Source organism: Streptomyces cynarae (assembly GCF_025642135.1).
GTDB classification, from domain to species: Bacteria; Actinomycetota; Actinomycetes; order Streptomycetales; family Streptomycetaceae; genus Streptomyces; species Streptomyces cynarae.
Map to the genome: position 1 here is coordinate 8,923,566 of NZ_CP106793.1, position 24,124 is coordinate 8,947,689.

Genomic DNA, 24,124 nt, shown 5'->3' on the forward strand with positions numbered 1-24,124 from the left:
AGCGGACAGGGGGCACCCTCACACGCTTGCCCCGGTTACCTGTCAGCATCCATCGCAATGCAGCAGGTCACAATGCGCTGGCGCTGAGGGTCGGCAGTCATCAGTTGTTGGGTGAGAAGCGGGTTTGATCTTCGAGTTGTTCCCGCTACAGCCGTCGCTCAGAGGCGGGAACCGCTGGCCCTTGACATCGGGGACGGCGGGTACCTGCAGCGGCATGGGATCTTTGGGTTCGCCGGTGTTGCTGTCGTTGTTCGTGGCCAGTGCGGCTGTCATCTGGATTGCGGGGATCAAGCTGTCGGACACCACCGATGTGCTCGCCGAACGGCTTCATCTCGGCAGCGCACTGGGCGGTCTGATCCTGCTGGCGATCGCGACGAACCTTCCCGAGATCGCGATCACCGCGAGTGCGGCGATGGCCGGCCAGCTCGACGTGGCGGTCGGCAACATCCTGGGCGGCATCGCCATCCAGACCATCGTGCTCGCGGTCCTGGACGCGGCCGGGGTTCGCCCGCGTGCTCCGTTGACCCGCCTGGCGGCCAGTCTGCAGCTGGTCCTGGAGGGGGCCATGGTGGTGGTCGTCCTGGCGGTTGTGGTGATGGGCACCCAGCTCTCCCCGAACCTGCATGCCGCCCGCCTGGCTCCCGCTTCGGTGGCGATCGCCGTCCTGTGGGTGATCGGCCTGGTCCTGCTGAACCGCGCTGGCCGGGGTCTGCCGTGGCGGGAGGGCGGCGACGCCCCGGACAGTCAGCCCGAACCGCGCGGCCACTCCAAGGGCAAGAAGGAGAAGGCCGCCATCGACAAGGGCGTGAGCACCGCACGCGCCGGGCTGGTGTTCGGCGTGTCCGCACTGGCCACACTCGTGGCCGGTGTCGTGATCGAACGCAGCGGGGAGGAGTTCTTCGCCCGGCAGGGCCTGAGCGGTGTGCTGTTCGGCGCGACCGTGCTGGCGGCCGCGACCTCCCTCCCCGAGGTCAGCACCGGCCTGACCTCCACGAAACTGGGCGACTACCAGCTCGCTGTGAGCGACATCTTCGGCGGCAACGCCTTCCTGCCCGTGCTGTTCCTGCTAGCCACCGTCATCTCCGGCAAACCGGTCCTGCCGGCCGCCCACGACACCGACATCTACCTCACCGCGCTCGGGATCATCCTCACGGTCGTCTACATGGCGGGGCTGATCTTCCGCCCGCGCCGCCAGTACGCCCGCATGGGCATCGACAGCATCGCCGCGGTGGTCATCTATCTCATCGGCATCGCCGGACTGGCCACCATCGCCACCTGACCGCGAGACGACCGCCATGGGCGTCGAACCGCAGGAAGCCGTGGACCAGGCGATCAACAGCCTGGGCGGCTTCGCCACCGGACGCTTCACACGCCCCGGTGAGGTCGCCGACCTCGTTCTGATGCTCGCCGGCGACCGCCCGCCAACATCACCGGTGCCGACTTCACCATCGACGGCGGCCTCATCAAGACGCTCTGATCGACTCACCGCACCGCCTGCGCCCGCTCACCTCACCCCGGTGGGCGGGTGAAGGCATGGCTCCGGCCCCGCCAGGCGGCCCGTGCCCGACACGCGCTCGCACCCGTCCACGACTGCACAATGCATTCGGATCAATATGGGGCGCATGCGTGTCGAATACGATCCCGAAGCAATGAGCAAGGCGGCGTTCTACAGCTTCCTGACGTCGGTCGTCGTCCCTCGCCCGATCGCCTGGGTCTCCACCATCACCTCGGACGGAAGCACCGAGAACCTCGCGCCCCACTCGTTCTTCAGCATCGCCAGTACCGATCCGCCGATCGTGCAGTTCACCTCAATCGGCCGCAAGGATTCCCTGCGCAACGTCGAGGACACTGGCGAGTTCGTCGTCAACTTCTCGTCCGAACCACTGCTGGAGCTGATCAACGCCACCGCCATCGACCACCCCCGGTCGGTCAGTGAATTCGATACCGCGGGCATCCAGCGTGAGGCCAGCAGGTGCGTGCGTCCCCCCAGGGTGGCCATCTCGCACGTGGTTCTGGAGTGCCGTTCGCACACCACCCTGCGGATGGGCAACTCCACACTCGTCTTCGGACGGGTGGTCCATGCCGCGGTGGACGAGGACTGCATCGTCGACGAGCGCCCCAGCAGCGAGCTGCTGCGCCCGCTCACCAAGCTCGGCGGGGACGAATGGGGCACCCTGGGCGAGGTCCGGCACCTGAGCCGCATCCCTTACGAGGAGCCCACCGCGAACTGATCGGCTCCCAGGTGGCCGAGTTCCTCGACGAGTTGCGTCAGGCTCTGCGGGCCGCGTGAGTTGGCGATCACCACGTCGATGCCGGCGGCCACGGCCAGCCGTGCGACGGCACTGCCGATGTTTCCGCTTCCGATGATTCCCAGAGTCGGCATCGCTGTTGCGCCTTTCCGTTTCGATCTCGGTGGTCGCCAGGAGCGGGGCCGGGCGGATCTGTGGATGTGGGCCGACGTGTGGGTCAGCTGCGGCGGCGTGGTCGGGGGTGAGACCGAGGGCCTGGAACACGTCAGCTGAGAAGATGAACGATGAGTTGGAACACTTCATCGAGCTTGCTAGAACCGTGATCGCCGTCGACTGGCAGCAGCAAGTCCGTCGGGGCGCGCGGCAACTGGCCCGCGCCCACGAGTCGGTACGGGCCGGGCGAAGGCCGGTTCCACGGTCAAGCTGTCCTGGAGCTCTGAGTCTCCGCCCGGTTGCGACATCCGTTGCGCCAAGGGTTGCGCCTGACTGTTGCGGCAACAGTTGCGCGAGCCGTCTCGGCGTCCGGACGTTCGCCCAGGTCACCACAGGCGAAAGGGCACGGTCGGGGGTCTGACATCCCCGTTACGGTCGCTAGCGCCGATGTCCCTTGGCTGGAGTGAAGGAGAAGAGAGGGGCGGGATGGGCGGCGCGGACGCGGCCGGGGATCGGGCGCATGCTCAGCCGGTTGCGCGTCGGCGGGGCCTCCGCGCCAGTGGCGCCGTCAGCGTGGCGCCGACGCCAGGCGGGGGACGTCGGCGGGGAGAGGTCGGGGCGGGCACGGTGCAGGCGTCCGGGGTGGCGCCACCGGCCGGAGGCATCGCGGGCGACGTCGACGCCGACTTCCGCCACCAGCTCCGGTTCCACCAGCGTTATGATCAGCGTCTCTCGGCTGCCCCACCTGGCGGAGAACGACCAGCCCGTCCATGGATGACCGTGCCGCGCCGGGGCGAGTAGCCCGGTGACCGTGCTGCTCGTTGTCTGGGCGAGAGTGGTGGTGCGGCCGACGTACTGAAGGCGGCCGCGGTCGTCGGACCTCCCGAGCAGCAGGGCGCGGGGAGCGGCGAGTGTGCCGGTGACCGCGCCGACGATCGCCTCGGTGGTCTCGCGCACCTTGTACTTCCGCCATCCGCGCACGACGGGCTCGTACACGCTGTCCAGCCGCTTGAAGATCACGCCCTCCATGCCGACCGATGCCCATGTCAGCCACGCGCGCACGGTGTCCGGGTCGGTGGTCGAGGGGCACAGCACCCACGGGGCGGACAGCCGGCGGCCGGTGAACAGGGACTCGAGTGCGTCCTGCGCCGCCGGTATGGCCATCCGGTGTCGTCGGTCCAGGAAAGCCGCAGCAGATCGAAGGCGACGAAGTGGGCTGGCCACTCGGCAGCCGCCCGGGCCGCCCTGGCGCCGCGCCTCGGAAGCCGGTTCTGCAGCTGCTCGAAGGCGAGCCGTCCCGCGGTGTCGCTGCTCGTGGTCCGGGAGAACTGCTGGGTCATGTCGATTGAGGCCGACAGCCGGCGTTCTCGAAACCGACGATCTCAACGACCACACCCCGTGGGAGTGGTCGACGGCTCCGCCCGGCGGCGGAGCCGAAGGCTGCAGTGCCGGGCAGCGGCGAGGACCGCTACTCCGCGGTCGTCAGCGTGACCGGTGCGATGCGGAACGTGAACCGCAACTCGCGCCACTCCCCGCTGATCTCCCGCCCGTCCGGCGCGGACCCGGTGCGCGGTACGAACTCCACGATCAGGTCGTCCTTCACGCCGAAGACCGCATCGGAGTCGAGGTACCTCCCGCCGGACACGAACAGCTGGGTGATGAGCTGCTGATGCCCCTCCGCATTGATCATGAAGTGCAGGTGTGGTGCCCGATAGGGGTGGCGGCCGGTTGCCTTCAGCATGTCGCCGACCGGGCCGTCGTCGGGAATCGGGTACTCGCAGGGCAGGATGGACCAGAAACGCAGTCGGCCCTCGGCGTCCGTGCGCAGCCGCCCTCGCAGCACCGGACCCTCCAGATCCGGGAGTTGGACGTCGTAGTAGCCGTCCTCGTTCGACTGCCATACGTCGACCACCGCGTTCGCGACGGGCCGCCCCTGCGTGTCCAGGACGTCGACGTCGACGTACAGCGGGGTGCCCGGCAGGTCCTGGGAGATGTCGGTGTCCTGTTCCAGCTCGGGCGGCCCCTCGACGTAGAACGGGCCGAGCACCGCCGACGGAGTGGTCTGCGGGCTACGGGAGTTGGTGAGCATGTCGACGACACTGGAGACTCCCAGGGTGTCCGACAGCAGCACGAACTCCTGGCGGGTGTCGGAGCACAGGTGCCCGGCGCGGGTGAGGAAGTCGATGGCGTACTGCCACTCCTGCTGGCTCAGGTCGTTGTCGACCGCGAAGGCGTGGAGCCGGGGAACCAGGTCTGTCAGCAACTGCTTGAGCCGGGGGTTCGGGGTTTTGTCGAAGGAGGCGACCACCTCGGCCGTGAGCCAGGACAGGTCCGGGGGACCGCCGGCCGTGCCGGCCGGCCGTACGCCCGCCCAGGCGTCGCGCAGCAGCCCCTCGATGCCGTCCTGCGTGACCGGGCGGGGGTTGGGGTAGGGAGACGCGGTCGCCAGCTCCGCCGCACGCTGCAACTGGTCCTCAGCCAGCCCGAGTTCGCGCAGGGAGGTCGGTCCGCCGGAGGCGGTGAGCAGGTCGAACACGGCTCGCGGAGCGTCAACGGTGTCCAGCGCTCCGGCGATCTCCCGCATCACGTCCGGGGCGGCGGGAGCGTTGTAGGCCATGGCGTGCGGGAGCACCACCGCGTGGGTGGGGGAATGCGGCAGGTCGAAGCTGCCGCCCAGGGTGTGGCACAGCTTGTGGTGCAGGCCCATGCCGACGGCAGCCAGGCAGGCGCCGGCCAGCCACGCACCGTGGAGGAGGTCAGCACGAGCCTCCGGGTCCGCCGCGTCGGTTGAGGTCTCGGACAGCCGGCGCAGGCCCCGGGCGAGACGGCGGACCGAGTCGAGGGCGAGACCGTCTACGAGGGGGTTGCGGTCGGGGGCGTACAGCGCCTCCACAGCGTGAGCCATGGCGTTGAACGCGCTGGTGACCGTCATGGACATGGGCAGCCCCCGGGAGAGCTCCACGTCGTAGATCACCGTCTCCGGAAGGATGTCCGGCGAGGAACGGGTGGTTTTGACGCCCGCGTCGGTCTCGCCCAGCACCGGGGTCACCTCGGAGCCCGCGTACGTGGTGGGCAGGATGACCTGGTCGGCTCCCGTGCGCACGGCCAGGGCCTTGGCCAGTCCGGTCGTCGAGCCGCCTCCCACGGCCACCACGCAGTCCGCGTCCACCTTCTCGAACACGGCGAGCGCCTCGCGGGTGACCTCCACCGGCGTGTGCATCACGGCCCCGTCGAACCGCCCCGCGCACAGGGCGCCGAGAGCTTTCTCGACCCGGTCCCCGAAGTCCGCGAGATCGGGACTGGTGAGGAGGAGGGCCCGGCCGTGCCCCAACCGTTCGACCTCCTCGCGCACCTGCTGGAGCGTGCCGGATCCGAAGACGATCCGGGCGGAATGGCCGGTGTACGTGAAGTTCTGCACCTTCGACTGCGCTCCTCGGTCTGGGGATGTGCCGCGTACGGCGGGTGGGGCGTGCGATGCCGCAGGCCACCCCGCCCCAGCGGTGCGGGGTGCACGGACGGCCGGCAGGGAGGGGTGCGGGTCAGGCCCGGTCGAGCAGGCGGGCCAGCACGTCGGTGAGCTCCTTCTCCGGGTCGGCGGTCAGCTCGTGGGCGCGCCAGCCGACGTGCGCGTCTGGCCGTACGAGGACGCAACCCGACTCGGGGACCTCCCGCAGGCGCGCCCAGTCGCCGTACAGGTCCGTGTGGGTGCGGCCGGGACCGATCACATGGGCGTCGATCTCGATACCGAGGGAGCGTGCGGCGCCCACCGCGGCCTCGGCCCACGCCTCACCGGAGATTCCGGTGAGCAGGGAGAAGCGGCCCTTGCCGGTGATGTCGTGGGTGCTGACCTTGTGGCCGCCGTCGGTGCCCAGCCAGCAGTGCGGCAGCCGGGCCCCGGGCCAGGTCGTCGCGTGGTAGTACAGCTCGGAGTCGCGGATGTACCCGGGCTCCGGAGTGCCGTCGCCGATCACAGCTCCGGACCGATACCGCTGGCCGAGTTCCACGCCGTGCGCGTTGAACTCGTAGTTCTTCAGCTCCAGGGCGTCGAGCAGCGCGGCCCGCTGGGCCGCCGCCTCGGGAGTGTTGCCGGCCCGCGCCCGCATGTTGGCGGTCTGCTGCTCGGGGTCCGGCGTCGAGCTGACGCCGAGGGCGTCGAAGATGGGGCCGAACTCCTCGATGGACTTGTTGGCCCGCAGCACGATCTGCTTGCCCACGGGCGCCCGTTCGGCGTCGTAGCTGTCGAGGAGGCCTTCACCCGCCTGCCCCTTGAGGACCATCGCCAGCTTCCAGGCCAGGTTGTAGGAGTCCTGGACGGAGGTGTTGGAGCCGAGACCGTTGGACGGCGGGTGACGGTGGACGGCGTCCCCGGCGAGGAAGACCCGGCCGGCGCGGTAACGAGTGGCATACCGCTTGTTGTTGCCCCACAGGGACGTCGAGCGGATGGTGACCGGGATCGTGTCGTCGCCGATGAGGTCGTGCACGATCCTGGTCGCCATGGCGTCGTCGACCTGGGGCGGCGGCTGGTTGATGTCATAGCCCCAGACGACCAGCCACTCGTCCCAGGGGCGGACCATGCGCACAAGACCCATGCCGATGCCGCCGATCTCCGACCCCGGTTGCAGCACCCAGTACAGGACGCTGGGCCGGTGTTCCACGAGACGGGCCAGGTCGGCGTGGAAGACGATGTTCATGCTGCCCGCGAGGTCCATCTCACCCTCGAAGGGCAGATCCACGTCCTCGGCGACCTTGCTGCGGCCGCCGTCGGCGGCGATGACGTACTTGGCGCGGATCGGATACGTGTGACCGCTCAGCCGGTCCCGGACCGTCACCGTGACGCCGGCGTCGTCCTGGACGAGGGAGAGGTACTCCGTGTCGAACCGGATCCGGCTGCCGCGTTCCGCGGACCGGCCGACGAGGATCGGCTCGAACAGGGTCTGCGGCAGATCGCAGTTCTCGGACGGGCTGGCCAGAGTGTAGTCCGCCTTGCGGGCCGGGTGGGTTCCCCAGGTGCGGACGCGGCCTATCTCGTCGCCGGTGAGGCTGGTGCAGAAGACGGTGTCGCCCATGAGATCCGGCGGTGTGCCCTGGGCCTTGATGTCGTCCTCGATGCCCATGTCGCGCATGATCTCGACGGTGCGCTGGTTGGTGATGTGGGCCCGGGGCGTGTTGGCGGTCCACCGGTATTTGGTGATGACGATGTGGTCGACGCCGTAGGTCGCCAGGAAGAGGGCTGCCGAACCTCCGGCCGGACCGCTGCCGATGACCAGCACGTCCGTCGTCAGGATCTCGTCGCTCGTGTCTCGCGTCTCGCTCACGCCGCCTCGTCTCTACAGCGGTGGATGGGGAAGAGTCCGGAGTGCCGCCGACGCACCTCGCGGCGGGTCGACAGATCCGCCGGGCGGCTCGGTGCGGCCGATCTGTGTGCTCCGGCTCACAGAGGTGAGTATGGAAACACGTCAGTCATACGTCCAATACCAATCCGCAACCCGCGCTATATCCTCCGGCTATGGACCTGCGTGGGCTGGAGTGTTTCCTCGCGGTCGCCGACCACGGCTCCGTGAGCCGGGCGGCGGCCCATCTGCACATGACGCAGCCTCCCCTCACCGTGCGCCTCCAGTCTCTCGAACGCGAGCTCGGGGTCGAGTTGCTCGTGCGGCACAGCAAGGGAGTGGAGCTGACGGCGGCGGGCCGCCTGCTGGCGGAGCGGGCGCGGCGTCTGTTCGCCGAGCTCGCGCAGACGAGGGAGATGGTCCGCGCGGTCGGCCTGGGCACACGTGGGCGACTGTCCGTCGCGGTCGGCCACACGGTCTCTCCGAGGTTGCTGGCCCGCCTGACCGGTAGTCCGCGCCTCGGCCCGGACGTCGACGTCGCGCTGACCGACGTCTCCGACGCCGACGTCATCGAACGCGTCCACCGACGCGAGGCGCACGCCGGACTGCTGCACCTCCCCCCGGTCGAACCGGGGCAGGCCCGCCATGCCGGGGGGCGGGCGCGTGGTCTGGAGGTGGCCGTCGTCGCCCGCGACCGCCTCGCCGTCGTCCTGCCCGAGCGGCACCCCGCAGCCGGTTTCGACCGTGTCGACCTGGCGACGCTGGCGGACGACAGGGTGGTCGTCGCCGACGCGGTCGGCGAAGGACTGGCAGCCCATGTGCGGACGGCCTGGTCCAGTGCGTCGAAGGCATCCGCCACTCACCACGAGGCCGGGTCGGTCGCACACGCCCTGGCCCTGGTCGAGGCCGGTGCCGGTGTGACGCTCGTGCCGATGGAGCACACGGCCCTGGTGTGGCCCGGCCTGGTGCCGCGCCCGCTGCGCCAGCACACTGGCGTCGTCGAGACCGCCGTGTGCTGGCGTCCGGATGAGGACTCGCCGGTCCTGCGCCGCTTCCTGCGCGGCGCCCTGTCGACCCCGGAGCCCGATGTGCTGGGGCCCGCTCTGGGGCGTCACGAGCCCGACGCGACGGGCGAATAGCAGCACGCGCGAGGGTCCGAAAAAACCACGGTTGTCGTGGCACGGGCGGGGACCTACGCTGTATTCGTATGTTGAACAGCTGTGCGCTATACGAACAAGGATGGTTCGGGTGGGTGACTCATACGTCTATTCGGCGGTTCGCACGCCGTTCGGCCGCTTCAACGGGGCCCTGGCCGAGAGCAGGCCGGACGACCTGGCGGCCACGGTCCTGAAGGGCGCCCTCGCCACCGTCCCTGACCTCGATCCGGCCGACATCGACGAGGTCGTGTGGGGCAACGCCAACGGCGCCGGTGAGGACAACCGCAACGTCGGCCGGATGGCGGTGCTGCTCGCCGGGCTGCCGGTGAGCGTCCCGGCGACGACCGTGAACCGGCTCTGCGGCTCCGGGCTCGACGCCGCGATGATCGCGTCACGCCTAGTCGAGACCTGCGACGCCGACATCGTCATAGCGGGCGGGGTCGAGTCGATGACTCGCGCCCCCTGGGTGCTGCCCAAGCCCTCCAAGGCCTTCCCGGCCGGCAACGTCACCGCCGTCTCGACGACGCTCGGCTGGCGCATGGTCAACGAGCGCATGCCCGAGGAGTGGACGGTCTCCCTCGGGGAGTGCAACGAGCAACTGCAGGTGCGGTTCGGCATCTCGCGGGAACGGCAGGACGCCTTCGCCGCCCGCTCGCACCAACTGGCCGACGCGGCCTGGGAATCGGGCTTCTACGACCGGATGGTGGTGCCCGTCGAGGGGGTCGGACTCAGCCGGGACGAAGGCATCCGACCCGACACCACCGTGGAAAAGCTCGCCGGGCTGCGCCCCGCGTTCCGCAAGGACGGGACCATCACGGCCGGCAACGCCTCGCCCCTGAACGACGGCGCATCGGCCGTCGTCATCGCTTCCGCCCCCGCCGCCGAGCGGCTGGGGCAGGACCCGCTGGCTCGCATCGCCGGACGCGGAGCACACGCCCTGGAGCCGCAGATGTTCGGCTACGCGCCCGTCGAGGCCGCCGCGGCAGCGCTGCGGCGCGCGGGCATCGGCTGGTCCGACGTGGGCGCCGTCGAACTCAACGAGGCCTTCGCCGTGCAGTCCCTGGCCTGCGTCGACGCCTGGGGCATCGACCCCGGGATCGTGAACGTCAAGGGCGGAGCGATCGCCATCGGCCACCCGCTCGGCGCCTCGGGCGGCCGTATCCTCGGCACCCTCGCCCATGTCCTGCGCGAACGGAACGAACGCTGGGGTGTGGCGGCGATCTGCATCGGCGTCGGCCAGGCGCTTGCCGTGGTCCTGGAGAACGAGGAGGCGGCCCGATGAGCACCACCACCGTCACCGCGGACGCCGACGAGGCGGTCGCGGGCATCGAGGACGGCTCGACCGTCCTGATCGGCGGCTTCGGCATGGCGGGCATGCCGGTCACCCTCATCGACGCACTCATCCGACAGGGAGCGAAGGACCTCACGGTCGTCAGCAACAACGCGGGCAACGGCGACCAAGGGCTGGCCGCGTTGCTCGCCGCGGGGCGGGTGCGCCGTGTCGTGTGCTCCTTCCCGCGCCAGCACGACTCCTGGGTGTTCGACGGCCTCTACCGCGAAGGCCGCATCGAACTCGAGGTGGTGCCTCAGGGCAATCTCGCCGAACGGCTGCGGGCGGCGGGTGCCGGCATCGGCGCGTTCTACTGCCCCACCGGCGTCGGCACCATGCTCACGGAGGGCCGGGAGAGGCGCACCATCGACGGCCGCGACTACGTCCTCGAATATCCGATCAAGGGTGATGTCGCCCTCATCGGCGCTCACACGGCCGACCGTATGGGCAATCTCGTCTACCGCAAGACCGCACGCAACTTCGGTCCGGTCATGGCCACCGCCGCCAAGCTGACCATCGCCCAGGTCCGCTCCGTGGTCGACACCGGCCGACTCGACCCGGAGTCCGTCGTCACCCCGTGCATCTACGTCGACCGCGTCCTCGACCTCAGCCGCGCCGCCCAGGACCAGGAGGCATCATGACCCTCGCCACCAGCACCGCACGAACGACCGAGCACCTGGACCGCGGTCCACTCGACGCGGACGAGGTGGCCGCACTGGTGGCCCGCGACATCGCGCCGGGCTCATTCGTCAACCTCGGCATCGGACGGCCGACGAAGGTCGCCGACCATCTGGAACCCGAGAAGGGCGTCGTCCTGCACACGGAGAACGGCATGCTCGGGATGGGGCCGGCCGCGTACGGTGACGACATCGACTCCGATCTCACGAACGCCGGCAAGATACCGGTCACCGAACAACGTGGCGCCTCCTACTTCCACCACGCCGACTCGTTCGCCATGATGCGCGGCGGACATCTGGACGTCTGCGTGATGGGCGCGTTCCAGGTCTCGACGTACGGCGACCTGGCCAACTGGCACACGGGCGCACCCGACGCGATCCCCGCCGTGGGAGGTGCCATGGACCTGGCGATCGGCGCCAAGGACGTCTTCGTGATGATGTCCCTGTTCGCGAAGGACGGGACCCCCAAACTCGTCCCTCAGTGCACCTATCCGCTGACCGGCCTGGCGTGCGTCAGCCGCGTCTACACCGAAGTGGCCACCTTCCTCGTCGGGGCCGGCGGGGCCGTCGTACGGGAAACCTTCGGAACATCGGTCGAGGACCTGGCCGCACGCCTGGACGTTCCGCTGCGACGAGTCGGGGAGAGCGCCCGCTGACGGCGGAGCCGCCCCCAAATCTAAGATCGATGCCATGGTGAGCGAGAAGCCCGAACCCGGAGACCAGTACGTCCAGTCTCTCGCCCGCGGTCTGGCGGTGATCATGGCGTTCGACGCCCAGCACCCCGAGATGACCCTCAGCGAGGTGGCAGCACGAACCGGTCTGAGCCGGGCCACCGTACGTCGCCTTCTGCTCACTCTGGCCGAACTGAGATTCGTACGCGTCCTGGACAACCGCTTCACGCTGACGCCACGGATCCTGTGCCTCGGTACGGCGTACCTCTCCGGCCTGGAACTGCCGCAGATCGCCCAGCCCCACCTCGAGCAACTCTCCGCCCGGCTGGGCGAGTCGACGTCCCTCGCCGTGCTCGACGGAACGGACATCGTGTACGTGGCACGCGTCGCCACCCGGCGGATCATGACCGTAGGCATCACCGTCGGAACCCGCTTCCCGGCCTTCGCCACCGCCATGGGCCGCGTGTTGCTGTCCGCTCTGCCACCGAGCGGACTCGACGACTACTTCACCCGGGCCGATCTCACACCGCCCACCCCCCGGGCGGTGCACGACGAGGCGTCCTTGAGGGAGATCCTCGCAACGACGCGCGCTCAGGGGTGGGCCTATGTCGAGGAAGAGCTGGAGCGTGGTCTGTGCTCCCTGGCCGCACCGGTGGTCAACGGATCCGGTGACGTGGTGGCTGCGGTGAACGTGTCGACGACGACCCACCACGACGAGTCCACCGTCGCCCGTTACCGCGAGGCACTGCTGGCCGCCGCAGCGGACATCAGCGAGGACGCGGCCGTTGCCCGAGTGCGGCCGTAGTCCCCTGCGTCAGGAATCACGGGCCACCGGTTGGGCATCTCGCACATGCGGGCCGGGTGACCCCGGCCCGCATGCCCGACGGGAAGGGCTCTCCTTCGGGGTGACGGTCAGGTGAGTTTGACCAGTGTGTGGTCGTCGCAGTATCCGGCGGACGAGCCGGTGTTCTTGCAGCAGTACACACCGGCCGAGGTGCCGGCGGCTCCTGTCGTGAAGAAGATGGGCTGCTGTGCGTACGACGAGGACGAGGGCGCAGACACGTCTCTGTGCCGCCGAAGTCCTTCACGCCTACTGCCACTTCCTCACCGGCGGCGGCGACCTTGGCCCAGGCGGCCGGCAGATAGGTGCCCGCTGGCACGGCCATCTGGATGCCGCCCTGAGCAGCATCGGCCGGGTGCTCGTCGCCCTGCGCTGACCCGTCGGCACCGGACTGCGCTCCTGGTGAGGCCGGGGCGGAAGGTTCAGCGAGCGCACCGCGCCCGCCGGTGTGAGGAGGAGCCCGCGGAGGTGGTCTAACGGCGCTCGCGGCGGACGGCTCCCAGATCGGCTCCGGCCTGCTGCTGGCCCATCGAGGCCCTCACCCGCCGCTGGCCGCGATGGGTGTGGCGACAGTGGCGGTCACGGTCAAGTGGCGCAACGGGTCTGGGTGCAGCACGACGGCTAGGAGTTCCCGTTGCTCCTCGTGGTCACCGCCCCCGTCCCGGTGGTGACCGGCCCCGACTCATGGTTGTTCGACGCCGCCCTGGTGGGCGGCCCCCGCCGTGGTCGTAGGGTCCCGTGTGCGCCAGCGGTTGGTTGACGATTAAACAAGATGGTTTAAGCTTCACCATAACGTCGGTGATCGCCGCGCCTCGCACTGCGCGCCGAGCGCGACGCCTGTGCGCCACGCCGGCCCAGTCCGGCGTGGCGCACCGTACGCATCCTCAGGATCGGAGACGACTTCCATGACCAGCCCTGTCCGCGTTGCTGTCATCTACTACTCCTCCACCGGATTCTCGGCCGAGATCGCCAAGGAGATCGCGGAGGCGGCCGAGAAGGCGGGCGCCGAAGTGCGCCTGCTGAAGGCCGCTGAACTGGCCCCTGAGGCCGCCATCGCCTCGAACGAGGCGTGGGCCGCCCACGCCGCGGCGAGCGCGGGCATTCCCGAGGCCACGACCGCCGACGTCGAGTGGGCGGACGCAATCGTCTTCGGCACCCCCACCCGCTTCGGGAACATCTCGTCCCAGCTGAAGCAGTTCATCGACACCCTGGGGGGCCTGTGGGCACAGGGCAAGCTGGCCAACAAGGTCTACAGCGGCTTCGTGACGACCGCGACGGCTCACGGCGGCCAGGAGTCGACGCTGCTCGCCCTGTACAACTCCATCCACCACTTCGGCGGCATCATCGTGTCCCCGGGCTACACCGACCCCGTCAAGTTCGTCGACGGCAACCCCTACGGCACCTCGCACGTCGACGCACAGGGCAACAACCCGGTCGGCGAGCACACCCGCAACGCCGCCCGCCACCAGGCCGAGCGCGTGGTCCAGGTCGCTGCCGCCCTGAAGGCCGGCCTCGCCTGACCTGCTCTGGAGCACGGCGGTCCCAGGATCCGCCGTGCGCCTGTCCGCACCGCGAGTCCGGCAGCCGAGGCGCTGCCGGACTCGCGGTGCGCGCTTTCCCGGGCCGCCGGCCGGGTGAGCACGTGGGGCAGGGCGAGTCGACGCCGCCGCGTGGTAAGGACGGCTGACACGGCAGGCCGGTGACAACCGGCTGTCAACGGAGCGGAGGTTCACGTGCAGAGCGAGAGGCGCATCAGCCGCGGGGCGGGCGGGCGGACGGCGAGCGAGTGACCCTGCCAGGGGATGTCGGCTGGACGGGTCTGATGACGGCCCATATGCGGGCGATCGAGTCCGCCCGGCAGGACCGCCTGTTCGACGACCCGCTCGCGACGGCGGTGGACCTGGTCCGCAACGCCGTCCGCACGGACCCGGACGTCGCCCTGCCGACGGGACCGGAGGGCGACCGGGGTGAGTTGACCGAGACCTGGTACATGCTGTCGACGTTCCTCTGCGTGCGCACCCCGTACTACGACAGCCGGTCACGGCGGCATGCGCCGTCGGCATCCACCAACTGGTCGTCCTGGCGGCGCAACTGGACGCGAGGGCCTACCGCCTGGGCCTGCCCGCAGACACCACCGTCTACGAGATCGACACCGAACCGGTGCTGCGGTTCAAGGAGAGCGTGCTGACGCGCGCGCGGCTGAAGCCCACCACGCGTCGCCACCCGGTCGTCGTCGATCTGCGCGGCCCCTGGAGGCGGTGCTCGCCGACGCCGGGTTCGACCCCGCGCGTCCCACCATGTGGCTCGTGGAGGGGCTCTTCATGTACCTGAGCGGCCCGGAGCGCGAGCGGCTGCTCGACGGTCTGACCCGGCTCAGCGCCCCGGGCAGCCGCCTCGCCCTGGAGTACTACGAGCCCGTTCTGCGTCCGGAGGACGTGTCGACGGTCGACGCGGTCGAGGAGGCGGTCATCGCCCGGATCTTCGGCTTCTTCCAGGAAGACCCGGCCACCTCCCCCGACCAGTGGCTGCCGACCCGCGGCTGGCGCCCGGAGGTGACCACGCTCGCCGCCGAGATCGCCGCGCGGGGCAGGGCGGTCCCGGAGATGTTCGGGAAGGGACGCCCGCACGAGGGCCCGTCGGGTGAAGGCGCTGCGGGTTGCGGGCCGGAGTGCGCGTAGTGTGCTGATGCGGCGGGGGCCTGACGGGCAACCGGCTCCAGTCGGCTTGTGTGTCGGAGGGAATGAGATGGCGAAGACGAAGGCGACGCGTTCCGGTGAAGGGGCCGGCGGGCGCGGGGGGCGCTCGGGAGCGGAGCCGGCGGCGCCTGCCGGCGGACGGCCCAGGGACCCGGCGATCGAGGAGGCGATCATCCAGGCCACGCGCAAGCGGCTGGCCACCGACGGCTACTCCTCCATGACGATCGGGGACATCGTCGCGGACGCCGGTGTCACCCGGCCGACCTTGTACCGGCGGTGGGCGAACAAGTACGACCTCGTCATCGACGCCCTGGAATACGGACTGCGCAAGCAGCGCGAGGCCTACCCTCCGCTGGACATGGAGCAGTTGCACCCGCGCGAGGCGCTCCTCGAAGCGGTACGGCGTCTCGACCCCCGCTTCCACAACGAGCGGGCCATGGCCCTGCACGGCAACTTCATGGCCGAGGTGGAGCGGGCGCCCGGCCTGCTGGAGCAGTTGCGGGAGCACGGCGTGCGGCCACGCTGCGAGGAACTGATGATGACGCTGGTCTCGCTGCAGCACCGCGGCGCCGTGCGCGAGGACGCGGACCTGGACATGATCGTCACCCTGTGTTTCGGCAGTTACTTCGCCGACTACCTGCGGACCGGCCGTGAGGTCCCGGACGACTTCGCGGAACGGGTCGTCGCCACGGTCTGGCCTGCGATCGCCGTGGACGGCGAGGTCCGCCCCGTCTGAGAGGGCCCCTCTGGGCGGCGCCGAGCGGGCGCGGGCCCCGGGTCGCGTCCGGCGCCGCTTCATCGGGTCGACGGATATCCGGCTTTCGTTACAGCTATTGACTGTAACGAAAACCCGCGGCATCGTGCTCGTGTAAGACCAAGTGGCGACGCGAGAGGACCCCGCGCATGAGCGAGGACAGCCGCAAGGCACTGATCGAGCGCAGCATCCCGTTCCTGTCCGAGGTCAGGAACCGTACGGCCGGCAACGACCTGGAGAGCTGGCTGAACACCACCTACGGCCCCGACAGCGAGCTCTACCAGGACCTCGCACGCCTGATCAAGATCGGTGTCCTGGAGGAGGGCTGGGCGGCGAACGTCGAGGTCGACGGCCCCCGATACCGCCGCAGCCTCATCGCCGAACCGACGGCGGAGACCCACTACTTCAGCATCACGGCCGTCTACATGGACAGCGTCGAGCGTTACCGGGGCCAGTACCACGCGCACCCGTACGGCGAACTGAACCTTGTCGCCCCCATCGACCCCGGAGCCCGGCTGGTGGGGCCGAACGGCTGGCAGGGAGCGGGCTGGACCGCGCCCGCCCCGGGCAGCCATCACTACCCCGAGGTGCGGGGAGGCGCGCTGATCGCCCTGTTCTACCTGCCCGCCGGACGCATCTCGTACGACATCCGTCCTTCCCGGTCCGCAGGTGCCGTCGCATAGGGCGGCGCGGCCGCGAGCAGGTACGGTCCGGTGGCCGGCCGCGGTGAAGGGGCCATGGCCGCCGCGGACCCCGTCGGCGCGTTCACGGCACCGCGGCTTCGGGCACCACCCGCCGGCTCCGGTGCGCGCGTGAAGGTGCTGAGGCGCGCGTCTTCCTCGGCTCGTCCCCGGGAACACCTCACGCCGTCCCGCGCCCGCGGCAGCCAACGGGTCCGACGGGACACGGCGCCCGGCGCCCTCGCATTGCGACAACACCGCCCGGAGCGAGGCCGGCGGTTGCCGACACGTCCGGAATCGAGGGACATCTGTCCGATCGGGCGTGGCCGTCGTTCCGCGTACCGGTGTGGAATGAGACCTGGGAGCCGGCTGGGGTCCGAAGGCAGCCGGGAGGCCCTGGGGCCCAGGGGCAGCCGGCTCCCGTCCGCACCATGCAAGGGGCCGCCGCGGCGCCCGGCGCGTCGGCCTACGAGCGCCGGTGACGCTGCGCAGCCAGCCACGTTTCAGCGAGCACTGCAAGAGCTTCCGCGAACTGGCGGCGACCTGCCGGGTGTTCTGCGACGTGGTCAACTCCTGCATTCACTGAGCGACTCGTGGCAAGCGCGGCTCGCCGAGGAACGACAACGGCTGCCCCCGCTGCCCGGACGGCCGTTCACCGCGGTCTTCCGTACCACTCGGCGGGCGAACCGGGAGTCCACGAGTTCCGTCGAAGGGGGTCCGCTACTCCGTTCCGCACGAACTGATGGGCGTACTGTTCAGTCCGCCCCGTCGGTGAGATCACCCCGTTCGATCGCCAGCCGGGTCAGTTCGACTCGCGTGTTGATACCGAGCTTGGCGAAGATGTGCTTCATATGCGTGTTGACGGTGTGCACGGACACATACAGCCGGTCGGCGATGGCACGGTTGGTCAGGCCGTCCACGACGAGAGGGATCAATTTCCGTTCGGACTCGGTCAGGCTCCTCCACTCCGGGGAGCCGGTCGTGTGGCGCCGTGGTGCGCTGCTGCGCACGCCGAGCTGTCGAAGGCGCCGCCTGATCCGTTCCTGATCGCGCAGGGCTCCTGAGGCCGACGCCAGCTGAACCGCTTCTTCGAAGTACTGGATCGCCGGCGTCGTATCGGCCGACGCGGCCATCAGCTCGCCGAGGTCCTCGCAGGCCGCGGCCAGGCCCAGCCGCCGGCCCGCGCTCCGGTAACCGGTGATGGCGGACTCCAGTGCACGGGGATCATCATGGAGCAGGCCGTCCACGTGCGCGCGGACTGCCTCGATGATCCGCGGGCTGTCGTCCTGTGCGGTCAGGCTGCGCAATGCGCCGGACACGGCCTGCGCGACCGACGCTTCCTCGCCGCGGAGCGCCATGCGCACGATCCCGGGCCACTGGGACGGAGGTACCGCAAGCAGCCGCGTCGGCCCACGGTCTGCGAAGCTGCCCGTGAGTGCCGCCGCCGCTGTGGCGTCCCGGCCCTCCGCGTCGGCCAGACAGGCGCGCGCGAGCGACAGCCACGGGCCGTACCGCTGCAAGCTCCTGCCCGAATCGGCTTCGGCGGCACGGAGATGGTCCCTGGCCTTCGCGAGGTCGCCGCGTCTGATCTCCACCAGCGCCAGCACGGAGCGGGCCAGCGGATTCAGTTGAGTGATCTCGAGTTCGTCCGCCACCGTCAGACTGGCCTCCGCCTCCACGGCCGCGTCGTCCAGCGCACCCTGTTCGAGCAGTGCGCAGGCACGGACGGCATGCCAGTGGGGAAGGGACCAGCCGAGGCCCAGCGCCTCGGCTTCGCGCTGTCCCTCCCGCAGGACCCGCTCGGTGTCCGTGAGCCGGTCGGTGGCCGTCAGCACCGTGGCCAGCCACAGCGCCGGAATCCGCGGGGGGCGCAGAGAGAGCCCGGCGGACTCCGTGCCGGCGCGCCTGGTGGCCTCCTCGGCAAGCTGCAGCGCGCGGGCCAGGCGCCCGCAGTAGAAGGACGTCTGCGACTGGAACACCATGGCGCTGACGACGAGGGCGGGCTCGTTGCTGCGGTAGGCGGCCTCGACCAGTCCGGTGTCCGTCTGCTCGGCAGCGGCGATGTCACCGAGGTACACGTGACCCGTCGCCTTGGTCTTCAGCAGCCGTATGCGCAGGTCGGGCCGCAGCGAGGGAAGGTCCAGAGCGTGCTGGAGGTGTGTCATCGCGGCGGCGTCGTCGCCGGCGGCCTGGTGGATCTCGGCGGCCACCAGGCGCAGGCGGGCCTCCTGCTGCGGTTCGAGACCGTCCGACAGGGTGGTGTCGACCAGATCGAGAGCCTCCTGAACCCGGCGGGTCCGGCCGAGGTACTCGGCGGCGTCGGTCAGCAGGGTGATGCGACGCCGGTCGTGCGGGGGCAGCAGTCCGGCGATCCGCTGAGCGAAGTCCGCGGCCGCGTCGGGGGCCGTCGACGACTGTTCCCGTACGGCGGTGGTCAGCGTGGTCACGGCCTCGTCGTCCACCGGTCCGCCCGACATGACGACGTGCCAGGCCACCTCCGCCGACGGTGCCCCGGTACCGCGCAGAGTGTCGGCCGCCTCCCGGTGCAGAGCGGTCCGTACGGCCAGGGGCAGGTTCTCGTGGACAGCCTGCCGTATGAGGTCGTGGCGGAAGGCCAGTCGCGGGCCGTCGGCCGAGAGCAGGCCCGCGTTCAGGGCGGCCTCGACGCCCGACAACAGGCTGCCGACCTGCCTGCCGAGCAGGCGGGCGGCCGTGCCGAGGTCGAATTCGCGGCCGAGGACCGACCCGATCTGGAGCAGGCGCACGGCATCCTCAGGGAGCCGGTCCAGACGCGCGGCGACACTCAGCCGGAAAGCGACGGGGATGTCGTGGTGCAGGAGGCTCGACACGCCCGCCCGCACCTTGACGGCATCCGCGTCGACAAAAGCGCGCACCAGTTCGATCGCCAGGAACGGATTGCCACCGACGCCTCGCAGCAGCCTGGCCAGACCGGGTGACGGCGCGGCCCCGAGCACGTCAGCCGCGATGTGCTGCAGCTCCTGCTGCGGCAGTGGGCCGAGGGTCAGCCACCGGGCTCCGAGGCGTTCGAGGTCCTCCCGCACCCTGGCCACAGTCGGCCGCTCGGTCTCCGATCGTACCGCCGGCACCCACAGGATCCGCGAAGCGGCCAGTCGTCGGGGCAGGGTGCGGAGCACGAGGAGCGTGGCCGGATCTGCCCACTGCACGTCGTCCACGAGCACGGCCACCGGAGCGCGCTGAGCCCGGTCCTCCAAAGCCTCCGTGATGCTGTCCAGCAGCCACAGCCGCCGGTCCTCGGCGGCAGCAGCGGCTGGGCCGGAGCCGTCGGAGGGCTGCAAGGCGGACTGCAGGGCGGCTCCCGCCGCGTACTGGTCGAACTCGTCGGCCCGTACGGACACCACATCGAATCCGAACCGCCGGGCCAGCTCGGCCAGCTCCGCGAGCAGCCGGCTCTTGCCGACGCCGGGCGCGCCTTCCACGACGACGCAGGCACCCCGTCCGCCACGCACCGCTTCCAGGGCCTCACGGACAGCCGTGATCTCGCGGTCCCTTCCCCTCAGGCGCAGCCCGGTCACGGCCCGGTCACCGGGCCCGGGAGGCCGGTCCCCCGGGGCGTCTGTGCTGCTCATGGGGCCAAGCATGCCGCACGGCCACATCCGTCCTCAACGCCGGTGCCCCTGGGCTCAGCGCTTTTCACCCGGGTGACTGCCGGCTCCACGCCGTCCGTTCACCCCACCGCGACGCATTCTCCGAACCGACCAGAACTCTTGCCCTGGAGAGGAGCATGACGTGCGTACAGGCAAGGAATACCTGGCGGCACTGAACGACGGCCGCAAGGTGTGGGTGGGTGACGAACTCGTCGACAACGTGGCCACCCACCCCAGGACCCGGGCGTATGCCCGCAGGCTCGCGGACTTCTACGACCTGCACCATCGTCCTGACCTCCAGGACGTCATGACGTTCGTTGACGAAGAGGGCGTCAGGCGGTCCATGACGTGGTTCCAGCACCGGACCAAGGACGACCTGAAGCGCAAGCGCCGCTACATGGAGACGGTGCTGCGGGAACTCGGCGGCGGGGCGACCCCGCGCACCCCGGACGTCAACAACTACGTCCTGCTCACCTACGTCGACGACCCGGAACCCTGGAGCAGCCAGTCCGTCGGCACTGGGGGGAGGGACCTGACCGAGGGCATCATCGACTTCTGGAATGTGGTGCGGGAGGGCGACCTCAACACGACACCTGCCTTCGTCGACCCGCAGACGGACCGCTCACGCGAGTCGGCACAGGCCGAGTCCCCGGCCCTGCGCGTAGTGAGCACCTCGGAGGAGGGCATCACCGTGCGGGGCGTGAAGGCGATCGGCACCGGCGCGGCCTTCGGGGACTGGATCCACATCGGTGTCTTCTACCGCCCCGGCATTCTGCCGGAACAGATCATCTTCGGGGCGGTGAAGCCCAACGCCCCCGGTGTCACCATCATCTGCCGGGAGAGCAACGTCCGGGACGGGGAGGAAGTCGAGCACCCGCTCGCCTCCCAGGGTGACGAGCTGGACAGCGTCATCGTGTTCGAGGACGTGTTCATCCCCTGGAACCGGGTCTTCCACATCGGTAACCCCCAGCACGCGTCGCTGTACCCGCAGCGCGTCTTCGACTGGCTGCACTACCAGGCGCTGGTGCGCCAGATGGTGCGCGCCGAGCTGATGCTCGGTCTGACCTTGCTGATCACCGAGCACATCGGCACCTACCAACTGCCACCGGTCCAGACCCGGATCGCCCGGTTCGCGGGCTTCCACCAGACGCTCAAGGCTCATGTGATCGCTTCGGAGGACGAGGGGTTCACGACTCCCGGCGGCCTCTACAAGCCGAACGTCCTGATGTTCGACTTCGGGCGGGCCTATTACCTGGAGAACGTCGCCGGCATGGTCAATGAGGTCATCGACCTGGCCGGACGCGCCTCGCTCATCTTCCCGACCGAGGGCCAGTGGCAGCGACCCGAACTGCGGCCCTGGCTTGAGGCGCTGCAGACCGGACCGGTCGGAAGGCCGCACGACAGGCTGAAGATCAGCCGCGTGATCCGCGATCTGTTCCTGTCCGACTGGGGCGACCGCATCAGCACCTTCGAGAACTTCAACGGCACGCCTCTGCTGGCCATCCGCACTCTCACCATGAAGCGTGCGGAACTGTCCCCGAGCGGCCCTATCGCAGACCTCGCGCGCAAGGTCTGCGGCATCGAGGGCGTGAGCGATGAGGAGGAGACCGCGTACAAGGCTCAGGCGAGCTACGCCCGACGCCAGGACGCCTCGTAGCAGGATGCCAGGGCCCGGGTCAGAGCACGCCGCACTCCCGGGCCCTGGCGACCGCTCCGCTCCTGTCGTGCGCGTCGAGTTTGCGGAAGATCGCCCGCACCTGTGTCTTGACGGTGTTGTGGGACACGTAGAGCTCGGCGGCGATCTCACGCAGCGTCAGCGGACCGCACAGAGCGCGGAGCACCCGGCGTTCCCCCGGAGACAGGTCCTGGTGGACAGGCGCGGAAGCCGCAACGTCCGTGCCCTTACCCGCTCGCCCGAGCAGCTCCTTCAGGGCCCCTGGCGACTCGCACCGGGCCACCGCGCGCTCGGCTGCCTCGCGGGCCCTTCGCGCCGCGTCCGTGTTGTGCCGGGCGCTCTCCAGCCGCGACCGCGTGAAGTGGGACAAGGCACGTAGGTGGGGTTCGCTTCCGGTCCGGGGCAATCCCGCGAGAGCCGCTTCCGCGTCGGCCAGAACCCGTTCGGCCTCATCGACCTTTCCCTCTTCCAGAAGCAGCCCGGCCCGGCCGATGTGGGCGGGCACGGCGACGAAGTGTCCGCCCAGCCCGGCCGCCGCGGCGGCATCGAGAGCCTCGTCGCTCAGAATCCGCACCGATTCGCGCCGTCCGGCCAGGAGCGCGCACACCGCCCACAGGCCCAGCGTGCGGACGAGCGCCAAACAGTGCCCGGCGGCATGCGCGTCACGGGTCGCCTCGCCGAGCAGCACCTCCGCCTCCTCGTACCGGCAGGACCACAGCAGAGCGGTACTGCGGGCCGTACCGGCCAAGGCACGCCAGAAGGTCAACGGCATGGTGCCGGCAACGGCGGATTCGGCGAGATGGTCGGCGGTCAGGACCTCTCCCTCGAGACAGCATGCCACGGCCTGAGCGACGGCTGCCGCATCGGACACGGTGCTGCCTTCGCCGACCGTCTCCGGTCCGGTCTGTCTGAGCTGGGCCACGTCCAGCCAGCGCCGGGCCGTTTCCAGGGCGCCCGCCGACAGAGCCGCCATCGCCGCCACGACGCACAGCCTTGCGTCGGCGGCGACGGTGCGGGGCGGCAAGAGGTCCAGCCAATGCGAGACCTCCACGCTACGGCCTGCCGAGATCGCCTGCTCCCAGCCGTCGAGGACCGCCGCGACTGCCGCGGACTCGTCGCCGCCCCGTACCCAGTGCTGTACGGCAGCGGTCGTCTTCCCCTGCCGGGAATACCACCGAGCCGCAGCCCGGTGCAGGGACACGACGGTGTCCGGCCGTTCGGACTTGAGGACGTCGGACAGCAGCGCAGTCAGTGCTGGGTGACGCCGGTATGCCGACGGATCGGCTGCGACGGGCACCAACAGTTGCACGGTCCGTGCGAGCTCGCGCAGCAGCACGCCCGCTCGGTCTCCGGCGATGGCGTGGCACGGACCGGCACTCAGCTCGTCGAGCACAGTGGTGCGCAGCAGGAACTCGCGCTGTTCGGTGGTGAGTCGGTAGAGCACCTCGGTGGCCAGATACTCGGTGACCGCCTGCCTGCCACGGGCCAGGTTCCCGGCCGCGTCAGCCTCGTTCGCCGAGCGTGCGAGGGTGCGCCCCATGATGCACAGCCCCGCCGCCCATCCCTCGGTGGCCTCGTACAGCGCGTCCGAAGTGTCCGGGGTCGGTGTGGACCCGAGCAGATTGGTGAGCACTGCCTGTGCTTCCTCAGGGGTGAAGGCCAGGTCGCGTCGGTCGAGTTCGGCGACCAGACCCCGGGCGCGCAGGGCCGGAAGGGGCCTTCCGGGAATGTGCCGGGTCGACACAACGACGCGCAATCCCACCTGAGGGAGCCTCATCAGGAAGTCCGCCAGGCTGCGGACCGCGTCGACGTCCGTGATGGCTTCCAGTCCGTCGAGGATCAGAGTGAGCGGTCCCTGTCCGCCCAGTCCGGGCAACAGGCTTGGCAGGATCTCCTCCGGCGATGCGCCGAGCGTCCACTCATCGCTGTCGAGGTGGGCGGGTAGTTCCGGTCGCGCGTGGTGCAACGCCCGCATGATGCCGGACCAGAGCCGGCCCGGGGCGTTGTCGTACGTGTCCAGGCTCACCCAGGCGCACTCTCCGCGAGCCGTCAGGCCTTGCGACCACTCGGTCAGGAGCACCGTCTTTCCGGCGCCGGCCGGCGCGGAGACCACCACCACGGGCTCGGTCGCCGCGTCGAGCCGACGCAGCAGACGCGGACGTGTCAGCAGGTGCGGGGGCTGGGCCGGAGGATGCAGCTTCAAGGTCGGCACGGAGTTGGTCATGGCACCTTCCGTGGAGTCGTCCGGACGGGCGGAGCCCCCGACGGCCATGGCTCCCTCGCAA

Annotated in this window: 19 protein-coding genes and 1 pseudogene; 14 read left to right on the forward strand and 6 right to left on the reverse strand. The window is 70.1% G+C overall.

Annotation, left to right across the window (positions count from 1 at the left end; genetic code table 11):
* The first annotated feature begins 214 nt into the window (after positions 1-214).
* Both N8I84_RS40515 and N8I84_RS40520 read left to right on the forward strand, forming a co-directional pair.
* Positions 215-1,279: a sodium:calcium antiporter gene (locus tag N8I84_RS40515; protein WP_263234507.1), complete on the forward strand. Its 1,065-nt coding sequence runs from the start codon at positions 215-217 to the stop codon at positions 1,277-1,279.
* 343 nt (positions 1,280-1,622) lie between these two features.
* Complete coding sequence (locus N8I84_RS40520; RefSeq protein WP_263234508.1) at positions 1,623-2,231, forward strand: flavin reductase family protein; 609 nt, start codon at positions 1,623-1,625, stop codon at positions 2,229-2,231.
* On the opposite strand, the gene N8I84_RS40525 is transcribed toward N8I84_RS40520, so the two are convergent.
* The 4 genes from N8I84_RS40525 to N8I84_RS40540 form a co-directional block, all read right to left on the reverse strand.
* Positions 2,207-2,518 (reverse strand): NAD(P)-binding domain-containing protein, encoded by a 312-nt coding sequence (locus tag N8I84_RS40525; RefSeq protein ID WP_390899080.1) that lies wholly within the window; start codon positions 2,516-2,518, stop codon positions 2,207-2,209. The genes N8I84_RS40520 and N8I84_RS40525 overlap by 25 nt on opposite strands.
* A gap of 322 nt (positions 2,519-2,840) precedes the next feature.
* Positions 2,841-3,566, reverse strand: coding sequence for an ATP-dependent DNA ligase (locus N8I84_RS40530; RefSeq protein ID WP_263234510.1), 726 nt, complete (start codon positions 3,564-3,566; stop codon positions 2,841-2,843).
* A 304-nt stretch (positions 3,567-3,870) separates the two neighbouring features.
* Complete coding sequence (locus N8I84_RS40535) at positions 3,871-5,820, reverse strand: maleylacetate reductase and hydroxyquinol 1,2-dioxygenase domain-containing protein (RefSeq protein ID WP_263234512.1); 1,950 nt, start codon at positions 5,818-5,820, stop codon at positions 3,871-3,873.
* Positions 5,821-5,941: 121 nt separating this feature from the next.
* Entirely contained in the window at positions 5,942-7,717 is a 1,776-nt protein-coding gene (locus N8I84_RS40540; RefSeq protein ID WP_263234514.1) for an FAD-dependent oxidoreductase, read from the reverse strand.
* Positions 7,718-7,908: 191 nt separating this feature from the next.
* On the opposite strand from N8I84_RS40540, the gene N8I84_RS40545 reads away from it, so the two are divergent.
* The 11 genes and pseudogenes from N8I84_RS40545 to N8I84_RS40600 all read left to right on the forward strand — a co-directional run bounded on the left by N8I84_RS40545 (position 7,909) and on the right by N8I84_RS40600 (position 16,541).
* Positions 7,909-8,871 (forward strand): LysR family transcriptional regulator, encoded by a 963-nt coding sequence (locus N8I84_RS40545; RefSeq protein WP_263234515.1) that lies wholly within the window; start codon positions 7,909-7,911, stop codon positions 8,869-8,871.
* Positions 8,872-8,971: 100 nt separating this feature from the next.
* The gene (locus N8I84_RS40550; RefSeq protein WP_263234517.1) at positions 8,972-10,171 is read left to right on the forward strand and encodes a thiolase family protein; all 1,200 of its coding nucleotides are present in this window, start codon (positions 8,972-8,974) and stop codon (positions 10,169-10,171) included.
* Positions 10,168-10,860, forward strand: a complete 693-nt coding sequence (locus N8I84_RS40555; protein ID WP_263234519.1) for a 3-oxoacid CoA-transferase subunit A — start codon at positions 10,168-10,170, stop codon at positions 10,858-10,860. The genes N8I84_RS40550 and N8I84_RS40555 overlap by 4 nt, the downstream gene beginning before the upstream one ends.
* Positions 10,857-11,552 carry a 3-oxoacid CoA-transferase subunit B gene (locus N8I84_RS40560; RefSeq protein ID WP_263234520.1) on the forward strand — a complete coding sequence of 232 codons (696 nt, stop codon included), beginning with the start codon at positions 10,857-10,859 and terminating at the stop codon, positions 11,550-11,552. Before N8I84_RS40555 ends, N8I84_RS40560 begins: the two co-directional genes overlap by 4 nt.
* A gap of 34 nt (positions 11,553-11,586) precedes the next feature.
* Complete coding sequence (locus N8I84_RS40565) at positions 11,587-12,372, forward strand: IclR family transcriptional regulator domain-containing protein (protein WP_263234521.1); 786 nt, start codon at positions 11,587-11,589, stop codon at positions 12,370-12,372.
* 226 nt (positions 12,373-12,598) lie between these two features.
* A complete protein-coding gene (locus tag N8I84_RS40570) occupies positions 12,599-12,784 on the forward strand; it encodes a hypothetical protein (RefSeq protein ID WP_263234522.1) in 186 nt (61 codons plus the stop codon).
* A 529-nt stretch (positions 12,785-13,313) separates the two neighbouring features.
* The gene (gene wrbA / locus N8I84_RS40580; protein WP_263234523.1) at positions 13,314-13,928 is read left to right on the forward strand and encodes an NAD(P)H:quinone oxidoreductase; all 615 of its coding nucleotides are present in this window, start codon (positions 13,314-13,316) and stop codon (positions 13,926-13,928) included.
* A 266-nt stretch (positions 13,929-14,194) separates the two neighbouring features.
* Entirely contained in the window at positions 14,195-14,596 is a 402-nt protein-coding gene (locus N8I84_RS40585; RefSeq protein ID WP_263234524.1) for a class I SAM-dependent methyltransferase, read from the forward strand.
* Positions 14,500-15,086: pseudogene (locus N8I84_RS40590) on the forward strand (class I SAM-dependent methyltransferase). The gene N8I84_RS40585 and the pseudogene N8I84_RS40590 overlap by 97 nt, the downstream one beginning before the upstream one ends.
* Before the next feature lie 67 nt (positions 15,087-15,153).
* A complete protein-coding gene (locus N8I84_RS40595) occupies positions 15,154-15,840 on the forward strand; it encodes a TetR/AcrR family transcriptional regulator (RefSeq protein WP_263234525.1) in 687 nt (228 codons plus the stop codon).
* A 167-nt stretch (positions 15,841-16,007) separates the two neighbouring features.
* Positions 16,008-16,541, forward strand: coding sequence for a DUF4863 family protein (locus N8I84_RS40600; RefSeq protein WP_263234526.1), 534 nt, complete (start codon positions 16,008-16,010; stop codon positions 16,539-16,541).
* A gap of 752 nt (positions 16,542-17,293) precedes the next feature.
* On the opposite strand, the gene N8I84_RS40610 is transcribed toward N8I84_RS40600, so the two are convergent.
* Positions 17,294-20,146, reverse strand: a complete 2,853-nt coding sequence (locus tag N8I84_RS40610) for a helix-turn-helix transcriptional regulator (protein WP_263234527.1) — start codon at positions 20,144-20,146, stop codon at positions 17,294-17,296.
* A 160-nt stretch (positions 20,147-20,306) separates the two neighbouring features.
* Here N8I84_RS40610 and N8I84_RS40615 point away from each other — a divergent pair, with 160 nt between their 5' ends.
* Positions 20,307-21,821, forward strand: coding sequence for a 4-hydroxyphenylacetate 3-hydroxylase family protein (locus N8I84_RS40615; RefSeq protein ID WP_263234528.1), 1,515 nt, complete (start codon positions 20,307-20,309; stop codon positions 21,819-21,821).
* Between the two features lie 19 nt (positions 21,822-21,840).
* Here the strand turns inward: N8I84_RS40615 and N8I84_RS40620 are convergent, their stop codons facing one another.
* Positions 21,841-24,063: a helix-turn-helix transcriptional regulator gene (locus N8I84_RS40620; RefSeq protein WP_263234529.1), complete on the reverse strand. Its 2,223-nt coding sequence runs from the start codon at positions 24,061-24,063 to the stop codon at positions 21,841-21,843.
* Positions 24,064-24,124: the final 61 nt, after the last annotated feature.

What these genes read in the sequence shown, in the direction of transcription:
- N8I84_RS40515 (WP_263234507.1), top strand. Translation starts at nt 215, where the DNA reads ATGGGATCTTTGGGTTCGCCGGTGTTGCTGTCGTTGTTCGTGGCCAGT.
- N8I84_RS40520 (WP_263234508.1), top strand. Translation starts at nt 1,623, where the DNA reads ATGCGTGTCGAATACGATCCCGAAGCAATGAGCAAGGCGGCGTTCTAC.
- N8I84_RS40530 (WP_263234510.1), bottom strand. Translation starts at nt 3,566, where the DNA reads ATGGCCATACCGGCGGCGCAGGACGCACTCGAGTCCCTGTTCACCGGC.
- N8I84_RS40545 (WP_263234515.1), top strand. Translation starts at nt 7,909, where the DNA reads ATGGACCTGCGTGGGCTGGAGTGTTTCCTCGCGGTCGCCGACCACGGC.
- N8I84_RS40550 (WP_263234517.1), top strand. Translation starts at nt 8,972, where the DNA reads ATGGTTCGGGTGGGTGACTCATACGTCTATTCGGCGGTTCGCACGCCG.
- N8I84_RS40555 (WP_263234519.1), top strand. Translation starts at nt 10,168, where the DNA reads ATGAGCACCACCACCGTCACCGCGGACGCCGACGAGGCGGTCGCGGGC.
- N8I84_RS40560 (WP_263234520.1), top strand. Translation starts at nt 10,857, where the DNA reads ATGACCCTCGCCACCAGCACCGCACGAACGACCGAGCACCTGGACCGC.
- N8I84_RS40565 (WP_263234521.1), top strand. Translation starts at nt 11,587, where the DNA reads ATGGTGAGCGAGAAGCCCGAACCCGGAGACCAGTACGTCCAGTCTCTC.
- wrbA (WP_263234523.1), top strand. Translation starts at nt 13,314, where the DNA reads ATGACCAGCCCTGTCCGCGTTGCTGTCATCTACTACTCCTCCACCGGA.
- N8I84_RS40595 (WP_263234525.1), top strand. Translation starts at nt 15,154, where the DNA reads ATGGCGAAGACGAAGGCGACGCGTTCCGGTGAAGGGGCCGGCGGGCGC.
- N8I84_RS40600 (WP_263234526.1), top strand. Translation starts at nt 16,008, where the DNA reads ATGAGCGAGGACAGCCGCAAGGCACTGATCGAGCGCAGCATCCCGTTC.
- N8I84_RS40610 (WP_263234527.1), bottom strand. Translation starts at nt 20,146, where the DNA reads ATGAGCAGCACAGACGCCCCGGGGGACCGGCCTCCCGGGCCCGGTGAC.
- N8I84_RS40620 (WP_263234529.1), bottom strand. Translation starts at nt 24,063, where the DNA reads ATGACCAACTCCGTGCCGACCTTGAAGCTGCATCCTCCGGCCCAGCCC.